Origin of the sequence: Solitalea longa (assembly GCF_002920915.1) — a bacterium.
Classification (GTDB): domain Bacteria; phylum Bacteroidota; class Bacteroidia; order Sphingobacteriales; family Sphingobacteriaceae; genus Solitalea; species Solitalea longa.
The window spans coordinates 1-14,864 of record NZ_PQVF01000016.1; the positions used below are offsets into that span (position 1 = coordinate 1).

Genomic DNA, 14,864 nt, shown 5'->3' on the forward strand with positions numbered 1-14,864 from the left:
ATTTTTGCAATCAGCCGCTTGTCGTAACGACTCTTCTTGTGCAATCTAATTAAATACTGGTCTTGTTCTAACTTTTTTTCCATACATCTTTTTTTGATGTATAGTTATAATAGGACGAGACAGTATACTCGACGCATAGTCGACCCTGCTCTCGCGCGAGCAGACAGAGAGGGCCGAAAGCTCAAAGCACCTGTCACCTGTAACAACCAAATAACCCACAATCAACATTGTAAACTTTTAATTACAAACACACTAGATGCAGTTATTTTATCAACAAGAGCCTTAGACAATTAAATAGTTAATCTTTTTTTCATAGTTTCGTCCGCTGAATTATTTCCAGCGTTCTCTAACTATTTTAAAATCTAATTTGATCAATTTTTGATGAAAAGATCTTTACTCCCCGTATTGTTGGGTTGGGCAATTTTAGCGGTATTAACGGGCTGTGTAAACCAAAAGCAGGTTACCTATTTCCAGCCAAGTGACGCAAACTCCGACATTACAAAACTCGCAATTAACAATAAGTACATCACCACTATTCAGGCCGGTGATATTTTAGCGGTAATGGTAAGCAGTTTAAGCCCTGAGGCTAGCGCTATGTTTAACCCCTTCCCGGTACAAACAGTTACAACTTCTCAACAAACCACACAAAGCACTGCTGGTGCTCCAGCCATGGGTTACCTGGTTGACGAAGAAGGCTATATTTCGTTGCCCCTTGCTGGCAAGATCAAGGTTGACGGCTTAAGTACAAAAGCTGCCGGTGATCTGCTCACCCAGAAACTGAACAAGTTCCTTGTTGATCCAACAGTGAACGTTCGTATCCTTAATTATAAGATCTCGGTAATGGGCGAGGTGAACCGTCCATCGGTGTATACCATCCCTAATGAAAAAATTACCTTACCTGAAGCATTAAGCCTTGCCGGCGACCTGACCATCTATGGTAAACGTAACAACGTATTGGTGATCAGGGAAAACAATGGACAGCGTGAATTTGGAAGAGTTGACCTTACGCAACGTGATCTTTTCAACTCTCCTTATTACTACTTACGTTCAAACGATATTGTTTACATAGAACCAACCAGTGGAAGAATAACCTCCTCAGACAGAGCAGTTCAGCTGGCTCCTGTTATTATCAGTAGCTTGTCATTAATTACGGTGATCTTCGCAACTTTTATGAAGTAATTACGTAAAAACTTTTATTACCAACCAAGACCATTTATTTAGGGTAAAGCAGGTAGCTAAAAGTCCGCACCATTAAATCGTGTTATTTAGAAAGAATTTGAAACCTTTGACATTTAGCATTGAATAAATGCTTCATGAGATAGTAAACCAAAATAAGAAATGAATCAACCAAATATGGATCCTTTCTTCTTTCAGCAGGAAGAGCAACAAGACATCAATCTAAAAGCCATCTTATTTAAATACCTGGCTTATTGGAAATGGTTTGCCTTGTCTTTTGTGCTATCAATTATTGTCGCCTTTTTTTACCTGAGTTCTAAAAACCCCGAATATCACATTCAAGCGAGTATCCTTATTAAAGATGATAAAAAAGGACTTGGACAGGATGATATTTTAAAATCTCTGGACATGTTTTCATCGAACAAAGTGGTAGAAAATGAGATCGAAATTCTTAAATCGTATACCATAATTGAGAAGGTAGTCCATGACCTCCATCTTAACATAGAATACCGGGTACGCGAGGGCCTTCGCAAAAAAGACCTATACACAGAAAGTCCGCTAAGACTGGAATTGATCCATCCAAATGAAAACATTTACAAGCAGCCGCTTGAAGTAACGATTAAAGATGCCCGATCGGCCGTATTAAACGGCCAACAAATAACATTAAATAAAATCGTAAACACCACTTTTGGCACCTTAATACTTAAGACAACCGGTAAAAATACCGATATAAAAAGCCTCAGTATTCAGGTGGCGCCAGAAAGTAATGTTGTTGAAGGTATACAATCCAGTCTTTCAGTTGAATCCACCAACAAAATGGCATCGGTCTTAATAATTGGAATAAATACCACCGTCCCTCAAAAAGGCCGTGACCTGTTAAATGGTCTAATTAAGGAATATAATATAGCGGCCATTGAGGATAAGAATAAAGTAGCTTCCATTACCTTACAGTTCATTGAAGAACGATTAAAATTGATAGCGGGTGATCTAAGTGATGTGGAACGTAATGTGGAGAATTTTAAATCAAGGGAGAAGATCACCGATATCAGCGCCGAATCAAAGATCTTTTTAGAAAGTGTACAAGATAATGATGCCCAGTTGAATGAGGTAAAGATCCAGCAAAGTGTATTATCCAATATCGAACAATACGTACGCAGTAAATCGAACAAAGCCGGTACTGTACCGGCAACCCTCGGCATTAGTGACCCTACCCTATTGGGCTTAATTCAGCAGTTAACCGAATTGGAGCTTAGGCGCGAAAGTTCGATCAAAATGGTTCGTACAGACAACCCTATTATCATTGCCCTGGACGACCAGATCAAAGGCTTAAAACTGAATATTGCGGAAAATATCGAAAACCTGAAAGGAAATCTTCGATCGGCCCGCAGGAAACTGGAAAGTGAAAATGCCCGCATGGAAAGTATGATCCGGTCGGTTCCTCGTAAAGAACGTGAACTGGTCGATATCACCCGTCAACAAGCTATTAAGAACAATCTGTACATCTTCTTATTGCAAAAGCGCGAAGAAACAGCGCTTTCTTATGCCTCTGCCGTTCCGGATAGCCGTACCATTGATGCTGCCCGTGGAAGCAGCAAACCTGTTAAACCGGTTAAACGAAACATCCTGTTATTGTTTGGCTTAATGGGTCTTGCCATTCCTTTCGGAATTATCTATATAATTGATCTGCTGAATGACAAGGTTCAAAAACGCAGCGATATCGAAGAACGAACCAAAGCACCCATTCTTGCTGAAATTGCATACGACGAGCAAAACGAAGCTTTAGTAGTAAGTAAAAAAGGGCGTTCCGCCCTAGCAGAGCAAATAAGGGCGCTAAGAACTAACCTGCAGTTCCTGACTCCGGGGCGTAAATTAAAAACGCTGTTATTTACTTCCAGTATTAGCGGGGAGGGTAAATCCTTTATCTCCCTTAACCTGGGTGCCAGTTTAGCCATGACAGGAAAGAAAACCATCATCCTGGAGCTGGACCTTCGCAAACCTAAATTACAGAAATACCTCGAACTAACTAATATGAACGGTTTATCTAACTATTTAGTTGGACAGTTTGAGGTGAATGAGCTTGTCTCTAAAGTACCGGGGCAAGACAACTATTATATTATGACCACCGGCCCATTACCTCCGAACCCGGCTGAGTTAATTATTAGTGATCGTTTTGAGGAATTAATGAATACGCTAAAAGAGCAGTTCGACTACATCATTATCGATGCCCCTCCGGTAGGCCTGGTAACCGATGCACAAATTATGGAGCATTTTGCAGATGCCACATTATATGTAACCCGTCACCAGTACACACCAAAAGAACATTTGAAGATGATTGAAGCCTTGTATAAAGAAAAACGCTTCAAAAACCTTCATTTAATTTTCAATGGTATTAAAGATGGCGGCCAGTATGGTTATGGATACGGTTACGGCTATGGATATGGCTATGGCTATTATGAAGAAAAAAGTAATGTAGCCAACTAATGCTTCGCCCTTCGACAGGGCTCAGGGTGACACGCTCAGCATGACGTCCGAAGGTGACCCTGAGGCTTCGACTTCGCTCAGCCTGACTTTCTTAGGTCACCATGTGGGAAGTCGAAGGGAATAAATGAATTAAAAAAACTCAACCATACCTAAAATGAATCAACCAAAACTTGCTATAATTGGGCTGGGTTATGTCGGCTTACCATTAGCAATTGAATTTGCAAAAAAATATCCTGTTGTAGGTTTTGATATAAACCAGCAACGTATTGAAGAACTCAATAACGGTTACGACCGTACCCAGGAGGTGGAAACAGTCACTTTGCAAGCTGTTCTTAATTCTACTGTAAGTCTAAGCGAAGTCGAAGACCATTGTCACCCTGAGCGTAGTCGAAGGGTAAAGGTAGTCGAGGACTGCGATGACGAAGAGTTACTTCCAAAAGTAACCTTATCGAGCAATGGACTTTCTTTTTCCTCCAAGCTCGACGATATTCGAAACTGTAACATCTTCATCGTTACCGTCCCTACTCCTATTGATCAGTTTAAAAAACCTGATCTAACGCCATTGTTAAAGGCCAGTGAAACTATAGGCAAGGTGTTGAAACAAGGAGATATTGTTATTTACGAAAGCACCGTTTATCCTGGCTGTACAGAAGAAGATTGCGTACCTGTACTGGAAAAAGTTAGCGGTATGAAATTCAACAAGGATTTTTTCTGCGGTTATTCCCCGGAGCGCATTAATCCTGGAGATAAAGTAAATACCCTTACCAAAATAAAGAAAGTAACTTCCGGCTCCACTCCTGAAATTGCTGAAGAGGTTGATCAACTATATGCATCGATCATTACAGCAGGTACACATAAAGCACCTTCCTTAAAAGTAGCGGAAGCATCAAAAGCAATTGAAAATGCTCAACGGGATGTGAATATTTCATTTGTAAATGAACTGGCCTTGATCTTCGATCGAATGGGCATTGACACCAACGATGTAATTGAAGCAGCTGGCACCAAATGGAACTTTTTAAAATACAAACCGGGGCTAGTAGGCGGTCACTGTATCGGCGTTGATCCTTACTATTTGGCCCACAAAGCCGAAAGTTTGGGCTATCACCCTCAAGTGATACTTTCAGGGAGAAGAGTGAACGATATGATGGGCATGTTTGTAGCCAACAAGGTAGTAAAACTAATGATCGATCGCGGACAAGTAATTAAAGGATCTAAAGCATTAATTCTGGGTGTAACCTTTAAAGAAAATTGCCCTGATGTAAGGAATACCCGGGTGGTAGATATTTACCACGAACTAAAGCAATTTGGTTTGGAAGTGGATATTCACGATCCATTGGCCGACAAGCAAGAGGTAAAACATGAATATGGATTAGACATCCAAAACAAGTTGAATGAAACCGAAGTGTACGACACCATTATTATTGCTGTTTCACACAAAGAATTTGAAAATTTCAACTTTAAGAAGTTCAAACGTAATAACACAGTTATTTTCGATACCAAAGCCTTTATTGATAGGGAATTGGTAGATGGGAGATTGTAAAATGGAATTGGTAAAAATCTTAAAGAAACTTAATAAAGTTACGTTAAAATCAATCTATTTCAATTTTAAATATTTGTCTTTAAAGCAAGCGGTAAAGCTTCCTTTCTTAATCTCCAATAAGGTTTATTTATTAAAAGCTAAAGGAAAAGTTTTAATAGAAGGCGAAATAAAACCAGGTATGATCGAAATAGGATATGGAAATGTAGGGATATTTGACAAGAAAAAATCAAGAAGTATTTGGGATGTAGAAGGAATTGTACTTTTTAAAGGCAAAGCAAATATTGGGCATGGATCAAAGATATCAGTTGGTGAAAACGGAACTTTAATCATGGGAGAAAATTTTAAAATAAGCGCTGAAAGTACTATTATTTCATCTAAAAAAATTGAATTTGGGAATGCTTGTTTATTGTCTTGGGACGTTTTGATAATGGACACTGACTTTCATAAAATAAAAGATGACAATAATCTAATTTTAAATTCCGATGAAGAAATACGAATTGGAAACAATGTTTGGATAGGATGCCGCAGTCTAATTTTAAAAGGCTCTATTATTTCAAATAATTCTGTAATAGCCGCAAACACAATTGTTAAGAAAAAAATCAATAGGGAGAATATTGTTATAGGCGGAAACCCTATTAGAATATTAAAGGATAATATAACGTGGGAACATTGATTTAAATTATTAAAAGTATGTCATGAAAGAAAATCAACTCTCTAATGTAAAATTAATTGATTTGCCAAAAATCCTAGACGACCGAGGCAACCTTTCTTTTTTTGAAAACAATAAACAGATCCCTTTTGAGATAAAAAGAACTTATTGGATTTATGACGTACCAGGAGGGGAACTTCGGGGCGGCCATGCCTTTAAAGAACAACAGGAATTCATTGTGGCGCTTTCGGGAAGTTTTGATGTTGTGATACAAGATGGAAAAGTTGAGAAAAGAATTAGTCTCAACCGTTCTTACTATGGCATTTATCTGCCCAATATGCTATGGAGAAGCTTAGAAAATTTCTCCACGAATTCTTTAGCATTGATCGTTTCTGATCAGGCTTATGATGAAAATGATTATGTAAGAGATTTTGATACTTTTAAATCATTGGTTGTATGATATTAGAAAAAACACCTACTGTATTTGATTGTAGCATGATTACCCTTCCCAAAATAAAAAATAGGTCAGGTAATATAACACCAATTCATAATAACATTGAAATACCCTTCGATGTAAAGAGGGTATTTTACTTATACGATATTCCCGGAGGGGAGTCTCGCGGTGCCCATGCTCATAAGGAATGTCATCAATTCTTGATAGCGGCAAGCGGTAGTTTTGAGGTGCTAGCAAATGATGGGCATACCCAACGTCTTTTTCAGTTAAAACAGCCTTACATGGGCTTACATATTCCACCGGGCATTTGGGCATCAGAAATCAATTTTTCATCAGGATCTATTTGTCTTGTGTTTGCATCTCATACTTATGATCCGTCGGATTATGTTAGAGATTACAATGAGTACTTGCAGTTAGTAAAATGACAATACACCCTACATCAGAGGTACAGACCGACCAAATTGGTAACGATACAATGATTTGGCAGTTTTGCGTAATCCTTAAAGGTGCCAAAATTGGTAGCAATTGCAACATAAACTTCAATGTATTCATTGAAAACGATGTGAATATTGGCGACAATGTAACAATCAAACCTGGAGTGCAGGTATGGGATGGAGTGACGATTGAAGATGATGTATTTATTGGACCTAATGTGACCTTCACCAACGACATTTATCCAAGATCAAAGCAATATCCCGAGGTATTTGCAAAAACCACGATTAAAAAGGGAGCTTCGATAGGAGCAAATGCAACTATTCTGGCAGGAATAGAGATAGGTGAATATTCATTAATTGGCGCAGGAAGCGTAGTTACTAAAAATGTACCACCACATACAATTTGGTATGGCAACCCTGCTGAACAAAAAGGCAATATAACTAATGAAGGTAAAACGCTTAAAAAGTGAATTTAAGAAAATGATCAAATTTCTTGACTTATTAAAAGTCAATCAACAATACGAAAAGGAGATTAAGGTAGCCATGAATCAGGTTTTTGATTCAGGCTGGTATATACAAGGCGAAGCAGTAAAACGCTTTGAACAAAACTATGCTGATTTCTGCGGAACTAAACATTGCATTGGAGTAGCCAATGGATTGGATGCCTTAATCCTCATAATCAGAGCCTATAAAGAACTGGGTGTATTTAATGAAGGTGATGAAATTATCGTTCCTTCAAATACCTATATAGCAAGTATTCTTGCCATTTCTGAGAATAATTTAATTCCTGTTTTAGTAGAACCTGATGAAAAAACGTTCAATCTCAATCCAGCTAGAATTGAAGAACATATAACCCCCAAAACCAAGGCTATTTTACCAGTCCATCTATACGGACAGCTTTGTGATATGCAAGCCATTAATGCGATTGCCCAAAAACATAACTTAAAAGTTATCGAAGATGCGGCACAATCACATGGAGCAGTGTCTAAGGATGGTCGAAAATCCGGCAATCTTGGAGATGCAGCCGGACATTCTTTCTACCCGGGCAAAAACCTGGGAGCTTTAGGTGATGGTGGAGCTGTAACTACCAATGATGATGAATTGGCAACAGCCATTCGAGCTATTGCAAACTATGGTTCTCATAAAAAATATCATAATATTTATAAAGGTCCAAATAGTCGTTTGGATGAGTTACAAGCAGCTATTTTGGATGTCAAGTTGAATAATCTTGATAAAGATTCTGAAAGAAGATGTGAAATTGCAACTCAATACATTTCGGGCATAAACAATCCTAAAATTCAACTTCCTTATTATTCAAACACTAAGGATCATGTATTTCATCTTTTTGTAATTCGAACTTTAGAAAGGGAAAAATTACAAGAATATCTTTCTAATCATGGAATTCAGACTGTAATTCATTACCCAATTCCACCACATAAACAAGATGCTTATTTAGAATTGAATGCATGGAGCTTCCCTATTTCTGAGGCATTGCATAATGAAGTATTGAGTTTACCAATAAGCCCAGTAATGACTGAGAATGAAATTAAAATAGTTATAAAAGTGATCAATGGATTTTAGTCTTTTTTTAAAAAAGGCAAGGATAAGAATTATAAAGAAATTATTATACCCTTTGCTTAGGTGGATTATTATAAAAAAGTACAGGTTACTATCAACATGCATAAATTTTAAGGGTAAGCCCGTATTAAATCAAGCATTATTAGCTCAGGGTCTGGGAGAAATAGAAATTTCCGGAACTGTAACTATAGGTGTAACATCATCTCCTTCCCTTTTTAGTACTTATGCCTATTTTGAAGTACGTAAAAAGCAATCCAAAATAAAAATAGAGGATGGTGTGTTTTTAAACAATAATTCTTGCCTAATTTCTGAAGGTGAAGGAATTTCAATCGGTAAGAATACTCTGATTGGTCTAAACTTTTGCGCTTATGATAGTGACTTTCATGATTTAGCTCCGGACAAAAGAATGGGAGGCTTACCTAAAACCGCCGCAGTTGTAATTGGCTATAATGTTTTCATAGGCTCAAATGTGACTGTACTGAAAGGTGTAACTATTGGTGATAATACTGTGATAGCCAATGGGTCTTTAGTAGTAAAATCAATACCAGCAAATGTAATAGCTGGAGGTAATCCATGCAAAGTAATCAAAGAACTGTAAAATGGTGATAGCAAAAATCAAGACTGTATTAAATAAAGACATTACCAAGGTTTTTTCTCAAAATGCTATGGCTACTCTCGTGCGTATACTCACAGGTTTTGTAAGCGTGAAAACAGTAGCTATAATAATAGGCCCAGCTGGTGTTGCCTTACTAGGACAGTTGAATAATTTTTCCACTATTTTTCTGACCCTTTCTACAGGAGGGATAAATACAGGTGTTACAAAATATGTAGCTGAAAATGCAGGTTCTCAGAAGAAAATAAACGTTTTTCTGAGGACCGCATTATGGATCACTCTTGTACTCTCATTATTATGTGCTCTTATACTGGTGGGAGGCTCTGCCTATTTCACTAGAATAATCCTGAAGGACATCAAGTATCAGTCCGTAATAATTGTATTCGGTATTACCATTTTCCTTTACGCTTTAAATGCAATTTTGCTCTCTGTACTTAACGGCTATAAGCAGTATAAAAAATATGTATGGGTTAATATCAGCGGGAGCTTGGTAAGCCTATTATTTTCGACCTCCCTGGCTTATTACTATAACATATATGGGGCATTGCTAGCAGCAGTGACATACCAATCCGTTGTTTTTGTGGTAACAGTATTTTTTGCAATCAGATGTAATTGGTTCTCAAGGAAAAACTTTCTGGGTAGATTCAGCAAAACAGCTGGTAAGAAACTAGCCAGTTATTCGCTTATGGCAATAATTAGCGCGGCCATAGTCCCTGTCAGCCAATTGATTATCAGGGGATATATGGTTAACCATACTTCCTTGGAGGAAGCAGGTATATGGGAGGGGATGAACCGAATATCAAGTATGTATTTAATGGTGATCACTTCATCCTTAGCCATTTATTACTTACCCCGGATGGCTGAAATCAAAACAGATTGGGAAATGAGGCGTGAAATATTTTCTGCCTATAAGTTAATTGTCCCCCCTCTGCTCATAGCTACTGTTTGTATTTACCTGTTCCGTCATTTTATTATTCATGCTTTGTTTAATAAAGCCTTCACAGCCATGGAGCATCTTTTTGCATTTCAGCTACTGGGCGATTTTTTTAAAATTTGCTCATGGCTTTTAGGCTACCAAATTGTCGCGAAGTCTATGACTAAACTATTCATCATCACGGAAGTGTTATTCAGTTTGTCTCTGGTTGGTTTATCAGCGTTATTTATCAATATTTATAGCAATATGGGGGCTACCATTGGTTATGCATTAAACTATTTAATGCATTTTATAGTTATGCTGATCGTTTTTAGAAAATTAATCTTTAGTAAATCATAATATTTAGAATTTCTACTTAAAATTATGGCACTTACCATACAGAAAATCATAGCTCAGTACAACTTTTTTAAAAACTGCGCAACCCGATATTTTAACTTGGGTCAGATTGAAAAAGCATCCAACTATTGTGAAGTAGCTGCCCGTATTGGTTATAAATATAATTTCAGATATAGTGATGATGAGCTTGAGTCGATCGTAGAAAAAATCAGTAAGTCTGTTATTCCTGATAGTATTAATTTTAACCCAGTAGTCAACCGTATTGTATTTTATGATTCATTTGCTCAAGATAATAGAGGTTTAACTCAACAATATCTTAGGGCTATAATTGGTTGGAATAGTGAGCTATTGTTTATTACCCCTAAGACTCATATTGGTAAAGATATTTTGGATGAGCTAAAAAGTTATTCAAAAACGAGAATCCTTCAAATTGACTCTTCGATATCCTTTAGCTCACAAGTAATTAGCACAATAAAAGAAATCGAAAGATTTAGACCACAATACGTATTCCAGCATTTTTCACCTTGGGACATACTAGGTTTTACGATCTGGAATGGAATTAAATGCGCAGATCGATTCTTAATCAATTTAACTGATCATGCATACTGGTTGGGAAAATATTCAACTGATTATTTTTTAGAATTTAGAAAATATGGATGCTATTTATCCATTCATCAAAGAAAAATTGATATAAACAAACTTTTGTTTCAACCATATTACCCTATTCAAAATGAAAACAATTTTTTAGGATTTCCTATACTTAAAGAAAACAAGATTTTTGCATTTGCAGGCTCTAGCTTCTATAAAATATATGGCAGAAATGGGCTTTTTTTAAATCTGATACTAGAACTTTTAGATAACAACCCAGATGTTATTTTTTTGTTGGCGGGAAATGGTAATGATAAACCCATTCAATCTTTTATTAAAAAACACAAATTAGAAAATCGCTTTATATTATTAGGTAATCGTCCAGATATTAATGAAGTGATTAAAAATATTGATATCTACATTAATACTTTTCCAATGATTGGTGGATTAATGAGTCAATTTGCCGCAGTGAATAACAAACCGATTATTGGATATACTGATATTGAATTATATAGTTTTAATGATACAGAAGATTTTCTGCAAATAAATAATGCTAACACATTGGTAAAAACCAATGTAAACGACTTTCTACACTCTTTTAAAGAATTGGTTAATAACGAATTGGTTAGAGCACAGAACATCGAGCTAACAAAAAATTCTGTTATAACTCCCTATGAATTTAGCAAGTTGTTGCTTAATACTCTAACAAATAAAAGACCTGTTTCAGAGAATTTCACTCATGAATCCATTATTAATCTTGATTCTGTAACTGCCCTTTATTTAGACATGGAAATTCATTTCTTACATGACCACAATCAAATAATCTGGAATACAATTAATTACAAATTATTTAGAGATGATTTCAAATTAGCCACTCATGTATTTATTGATCGATTAATTAATAAAATTCATCAATCCTCAAAAAAAATAATTGAATTTTTAAAATGAAAAAAAGAATAATAAAAATAATCGATTGGATCTTTTTGCTACTAAACTTCATTTATAGCAATATAACCCACTATAAGTATATTGTATTTAGAAACAAACTCTATTCTTATTGGATAAAATTTAATTTTAAGGAATGTTCAAATCCCTCATTCAGTAAACCGGTTTATTTGCAAGGAGGAAAATATATAATAATTGGTAAAAACTTCCACTCACATCCAAGATTGAGAATAGAAGCAATAGATTCCTATAGAAATAAAGTATACCAACCCAAAATTAAAATCGGGAATAATGTAAGTTTTAATTTTAATTGTCATGTAGCCGCAATTAACAAAATTTTAATAAAAGACAATGTTCTAATTGGAAGTAATGTCTTAATAACAGATCATTCTCATGGGGATACTTCAAAGGAAAACCTTAATACTATTGTTGTTGAAAGACCATTATATTCAAAGGGTCCAGTAATCATAGAAGAAAATGTTTGGATTGGTGAAAATGTATCTGTTTTACCAGGTGTAACAATTGGAAAAAATTCAATCATTGGAGCAAACACTGTTGTATCAAAAAATGTCCCACCGGATGTTATTGTGGTTGGCAATCCCATGAGAGTATTGATGAGATAATTAGGTTATTTAAAGTCTTATTAAGAGATTAATATTTAGACACTTTTTTAAATGCTAATTGCATTACTATAATTAAATTTTTCTAACAAATTCTACATTCATGATGTCAATCAAAGAAATAGCAATGCTATTGTTAATCGTTCAAATTATCGTTTCAAGGATTAATTTTAGTTATGGTATTTCTTTATACTTAATAAACCTAATTGTATTCCCATCAGTAATATATTTAGGAATTACTTTTTTTAGTATCAACGTTTTGGCAACTTTCATTCTTTTAGCTAATTGTCTAATCACAAACAGGCTGAAGATCAGTAAGATTTTATATAATTTTCCATATAAAAAAGAAATAGTTTTCTTACTCGTATTCATTGCCCCATCATATCTATATTCTGGAGGGATTGAACAAGTTCCACTGTCTATTATTTTAGTTTTTAAATTCTTTATAATCAATTTTTTGCCTGGAATACTATTATACAATTGCATAAAGTCCCGATCAGATTTGCAATTTACAATCAAAGGCTTTATAGCAGTATTATTATTTATGACGGCTTTTGGAGTTTTAGAAATAATAATAGGATCAAATATGTTTTGGATTTCACTAGAAAGAGAATTAGACATAAGAAATTTTACTTATTTAGCAGAGGATAGATTGGGGCTAGGTATTTCAGATAGAATAAAATCAACATGTTGGCACTCAATTTCCTATTCAATGTGGTTGATCCTACTTTATTCACTAGTTATATTTTTTAAAGTAAATAGTATCTGGACAAAAAAAATACTAACTGTGTCCAATGTCTTTTTTGTCTTAGTCTCTCTGCTTGTTTTAATCAATGTATTGTATACTCAGGCAAGATCAGGTTGGATAAGCTTATTAATCCTTATTGTATTATTAATTTTTCAAAATCAAAATAAAATTTTAGGAAGAAATAAACTATTACGGTACCAACTTATAATTAATTTAATCCCCTTTGCATTACTAATAGCATATTCCTTTTGGATTTTGGTTAACTCGGTTAAAGGGGGTAGCACCACTAATATGAGAATTGATCAATTCAATTTTATATATGAAAAACTCATCTCTAAATCATTTTATTTAGGTTATGGTCCTTATGCAATTGATACTTTTATGGAATCATCTGAATATGCTGATGCTCTAGGATTCGAAAGTTTCTTTTTTCAAGTATTCGTATCCAATGGATTAATAGGATTGTTAGGGTATATCTTTTTCTTTTTGGGGATAGTTCAATACCCCAATAAATCCAAAAGTTTTTTTCAAATAAAAAATTTTATAATACCAATTACTTTCGCGTATACCCTCTTTATCCTCTTAACTGGAGAAATGCGAACGTTACATATATATTTTATTGTTATTTCATTTATAACCCAAGTTGACAATGTATTTACAACAAAAATGATAAAACAAGAAAATCCGGTCTTATTAAAATGTTAATACAAAGTCCAGCTGTAATATTAAACTTTTAAGGTTGTCAGTTCTAACTTTATTGTTCACATAGCTTATTAGTTTTCTAAATATGATATTAAAAAATAGATTCTCAATTGTACTCCCTGCATACAAAAGCAAATTTTTTAAAGAGTGTATTACAAGCATATTAAATCAAACGTACACGGAATTTGAATTAATCATTATTAACGATTGTTCTCCAGAGCCGATAGAAGACATTGTGAATGGGTTTAAAGATCAAAGAATAAGTTATTATAAAAACTCAAAAAATGTAGGTGCTGAACTTCTGGTCAACAATTGGAATTATGGTCTAACTAAAGCAACTGGTAACTTTTTTCTGATTATGGGAGATGATGACCGATTAGATGAGAATTACCTTTCTGAATTTAATTGTTTAATATCTAAATATCCCAACATGGATGTTTATCATTGTCGTTCCAAAATTATAGATGAACTTGGGAATGTAATTATGCTCACTCCTTCATGGCCTGAATTAGAGAATGTTTATGACAATATATGGCATCGTATAACGGAGAAACGCTCACAATTTATTTCTGACTTTGTGTATAATACTAATTCATTAAAAAGCCAGGGAGGCTTTTTTCATTTACCATTAGCATGGGGTTCTGATGATATTACAGCCTATATTGCATCGAAAAATAAAGGTATTGCACATACTAATACTCCTGTATTTAATTATAGAAGTAATAGTTTATCAATTACTTCTTCAGGCAGCGATCTGTTAAAAATGCAGGCAAATGTATTGTATGAAGATTGGCTAACTAATTTCTTAAAAGAAAAACCCAACGCACCAAATGAAATAATTGTTTACAATGATTTGGCTTCTTTATTTAAAAAATATTTACAAAAAAGAAAAATAGCATTGATGACTAAATCAATGCATGAAAACTTATTAGTAAAATCCTTTTTATGGTATCGTAATAGAAAAAAATTTCAAATCAGCTTCATTGAAATAGGATTTGCCTTACTTAAGGCGGTAAGCAGAAAAAAAGCAAACGAAATGTATAAAATGGAATCATAAGTAAACGAA

14 protein-coding genes are annotated in these 14,864 nt (G+C 34.9%); all 14 read left to right on the plus strand.

Going from position 1 to position 14,864, the window contains the following annotated elements; all coding sequences use genetic code 11:
• The first annotated feature begins 381 nt into the window (after nucleotides 1-381).
• Nucleotides 382-1,179 carry a polysaccharide biosynthesis/export family protein gene (locus C3K47_RS17480; protein ID WP_103790462.1) on the plus strand — a complete coding sequence of 266 codons (798 nt, stop codon included), beginning with the start codon at nucleotides 382-384 and terminating at the stop codon, nucleotides 1,177-1,179.
• Between the two features lie 159 nt (nucleotides 1,180-1,338).
• Complete coding sequence (locus C3K47_RS17485) at nucleotides 1,339-3,657, plus strand: GumC family protein (protein WP_103790463.1); 2,319 nt, start codon at nucleotides 1,339-1,341, stop codon at nucleotides 3,655-3,657.
• A 154-nt stretch (nucleotides 3,658-3,811) separates the two neighbouring features.
• The gene (locus C3K47_RS17490; RefSeq protein ID WP_103790464.1) at nucleotides 3,812-5,197 is read left to right on the plus strand and encodes a nucleotide sugar dehydrogenase; all 1,386 of its coding nucleotides are present in this window, start codon (nucleotides 3,812-3,814) and stop codon (nucleotides 5,195-5,197) included.
• Nucleotide 5,198: 1 nt separating this feature from the next.
• Nucleotides 5,199-5,870: an acyltransferase gene (locus C3K47_RS17495; RefSeq protein WP_103790538.1), complete on the plus strand. Its 672-nt coding sequence runs from the start codon at nucleotides 5,199-5,201 to the stop codon at nucleotides 5,868-5,870.
• A 22-nt stretch (nucleotides 5,871-5,892) separates the two neighbouring features.
• Nucleotides 5,893-6,306, plus strand: coding sequence for a sugar 3,4-ketoisomerase (locus C3K47_RS17500; RefSeq protein WP_103790465.1), 414 nt, complete (start codon nucleotides 5,893-5,895; stop codon nucleotides 6,304-6,306).
• Between the two features lie 35 nt (nucleotides 6,307-6,341).
• Complete coding sequence (locus C3K47_RS17505; RefSeq protein WP_243392575.1) at nucleotides 6,342-6,725, plus strand: sugar 3,4-ketoisomerase; 384 nt, start codon at nucleotides 6,342-6,344, stop codon at nucleotides 6,723-6,725.
• Nucleotides 6,722-7,204, plus strand: a complete 483-nt coding sequence (locus C3K47_RS17510; RefSeq protein WP_103790467.1) for an acyltransferase — start codon at nucleotides 6,722-6,724, stop codon at nucleotides 7,202-7,204. Before C3K47_RS17505 ends, C3K47_RS17510 begins: the two co-directional genes overlap by 4 nt.
• Entirely contained in the window at nucleotides 7,179-8,315 is a 1,137-nt protein-coding gene (locus C3K47_RS17515; protein WP_243392576.1) for a DegT/DnrJ/EryC1/StrS family aminotransferase, read from the plus strand. The genes C3K47_RS17510 and C3K47_RS17515 overlap by 26 nt, the downstream gene beginning before the upstream one ends.
• Nucleotides 8,305-8,910: a DapH/DapD/GlmU-related protein gene (locus tag C3K47_RS17520; RefSeq protein ID WP_103790468.1), complete on the plus strand. Its 606-nt coding sequence runs from the start codon at nucleotides 8,305-8,307 to the stop codon at nucleotides 8,908-8,910. The genes C3K47_RS17515 and C3K47_RS17520 overlap by 11 nt, the downstream gene beginning before the upstream one ends.
• Before the next feature lies 1 nt (nucleotide 8,911).
• Nucleotides 8,912-10,198, plus strand: a complete 1,287-nt coding sequence (locus C3K47_RS17525) for an O-antigen translocase (protein ID WP_165784730.1) — start codon at nucleotides 8,912-8,914, stop codon at nucleotides 10,196-10,198.
• A 24-nt stretch (nucleotides 10,199-10,222) separates the two neighbouring features.
• Entirely contained in the window at nucleotides 10,223-11,731 is a 1,509-nt protein-coding gene (locus C3K47_RS17530; RefSeq protein WP_103790469.1) for a glycosyltransferase family 4 protein, read from the plus strand.
• Nucleotides 11,728-12,351 (plus strand): acyltransferase, encoded by a 624-nt coding sequence (locus C3K47_RS17535; RefSeq protein ID WP_103790470.1) that lies wholly within the window; start codon nucleotides 11,728-11,730, stop codon nucleotides 12,349-12,351. The genes C3K47_RS17530 and C3K47_RS17535 overlap by 4 nt, the downstream gene beginning before the upstream one ends.
• 100 nt (nucleotides 12,352-12,451) lie before the next feature.
• Nucleotides 12,452-13,801 carry an O-antigen ligase family protein gene (locus tag C3K47_RS17545; RefSeq protein ID WP_133159412.1) on the plus strand — a complete coding sequence of 450 codons (1,350 nt, stop codon included), beginning with the start codon at nucleotides 12,452-12,454 and terminating at the stop codon, nucleotides 13,799-13,801.
• A gap of 82 nt (nucleotides 13,802-13,883) precedes the next feature.
• Complete coding sequence (locus C3K47_RS17550) at nucleotides 13,884-14,855, plus strand: glycosyltransferase family 2 protein (RefSeq protein WP_103790473.1); 972 nt, start codon at nucleotides 13,884-13,886, stop codon at nucleotides 14,853-14,855.
• Nucleotides 14,856-14,864: the final 9 nt, after the last annotated feature.

Bases quoted from the DNA above. Each gene is read 5' to 3' on its own strand.
- C3K47_RS17480 (WP_103790462.1), top strand. From the start codon at position 382: ATGAAAAGATCTTTACTCCCCGTATTGTTGGGTTGGGCAATTTTAGCG.
- C3K47_RS17485 (WP_103790463.1), top strand. From the start codon at position 1,339: ATGAATCAACCAAATATGGATCCTTTCTTCTTTCAGCAGGAAGAGCAA.
- C3K47_RS17490 (WP_103790464.1), top strand. From the start codon at position 3,812: ATGAATCAACCAAAACTTGCTATAATTGGGCTGGGTTATGTCGGCTTA.
- C3K47_RS17495 (WP_103790538.1), top strand. From the start codon at position 5,199: ATGGAATTGGTAAAAATCTTAAAGAAACTTAATAAAGTTACGTTAAAA.
- C3K47_RS17500 (WP_103790465.1), top strand. From the start codon at position 5,893: ATGAAAGAAAATCAACTCTCTAATGTAAAATTAATTGATTTGCCAAAA.
- C3K47_RS17505 (WP_243392575.1), top strand. From the start codon at position 6,342: ATGATTACCCTTCCCAAAATAAAAAATAGGTCAGGTAATATAACACCA.
- C3K47_RS17510 (WP_103790467.1), top strand. From the start codon at position 6,722: ATGACAATACACCCTACATCAGAGGTACAGACCGACCAAATTGGTAAC.
- C3K47_RS17515 (WP_243392576.1), top strand. From the start codon at position 7,179: ATGAAGGTAAAACGCTTAAAAAGTGAATTTAAGAAAATGATCAAATTT.
- C3K47_RS17520 (WP_103790468.1), top strand. From the start codon at position 8,305: ATGGATTTTAGTCTTTTTTTAAAAAAGGCAAGGATAAGAATTATAAAG.
- C3K47_RS17525 (WP_165784730.1), top strand. From the start codon at position 8,912: ATGGTGATAGCAAAAATCAAGACTGTATTAAATAAAGACATTACCAAG.
- C3K47_RS17530 (WP_103790469.1), top strand. From the start codon at position 10,223: ATGGCACTTACCATACAGAAAATCATAGCTCAGTACAACTTTTTTAAA.
- C3K47_RS17535 (WP_103790470.1), top strand. From the start codon at position 11,728: ATGAAAAAAAGAATAATAAAAATAATCGATTGGATCTTTTTGCTACTA.
- C3K47_RS17545 (WP_133159412.1), top strand. From the start codon at position 12,452: ATGATGTCAATCAAAGAAATAGCAATGCTATTGTTAATCGTTCAAATT.
- C3K47_RS17550 (WP_103790473.1), top strand. From the start codon at position 13,884: ATGATATTAAAAAATAGATTCTCAATTGTACTCCCTGCATACAAAAGC.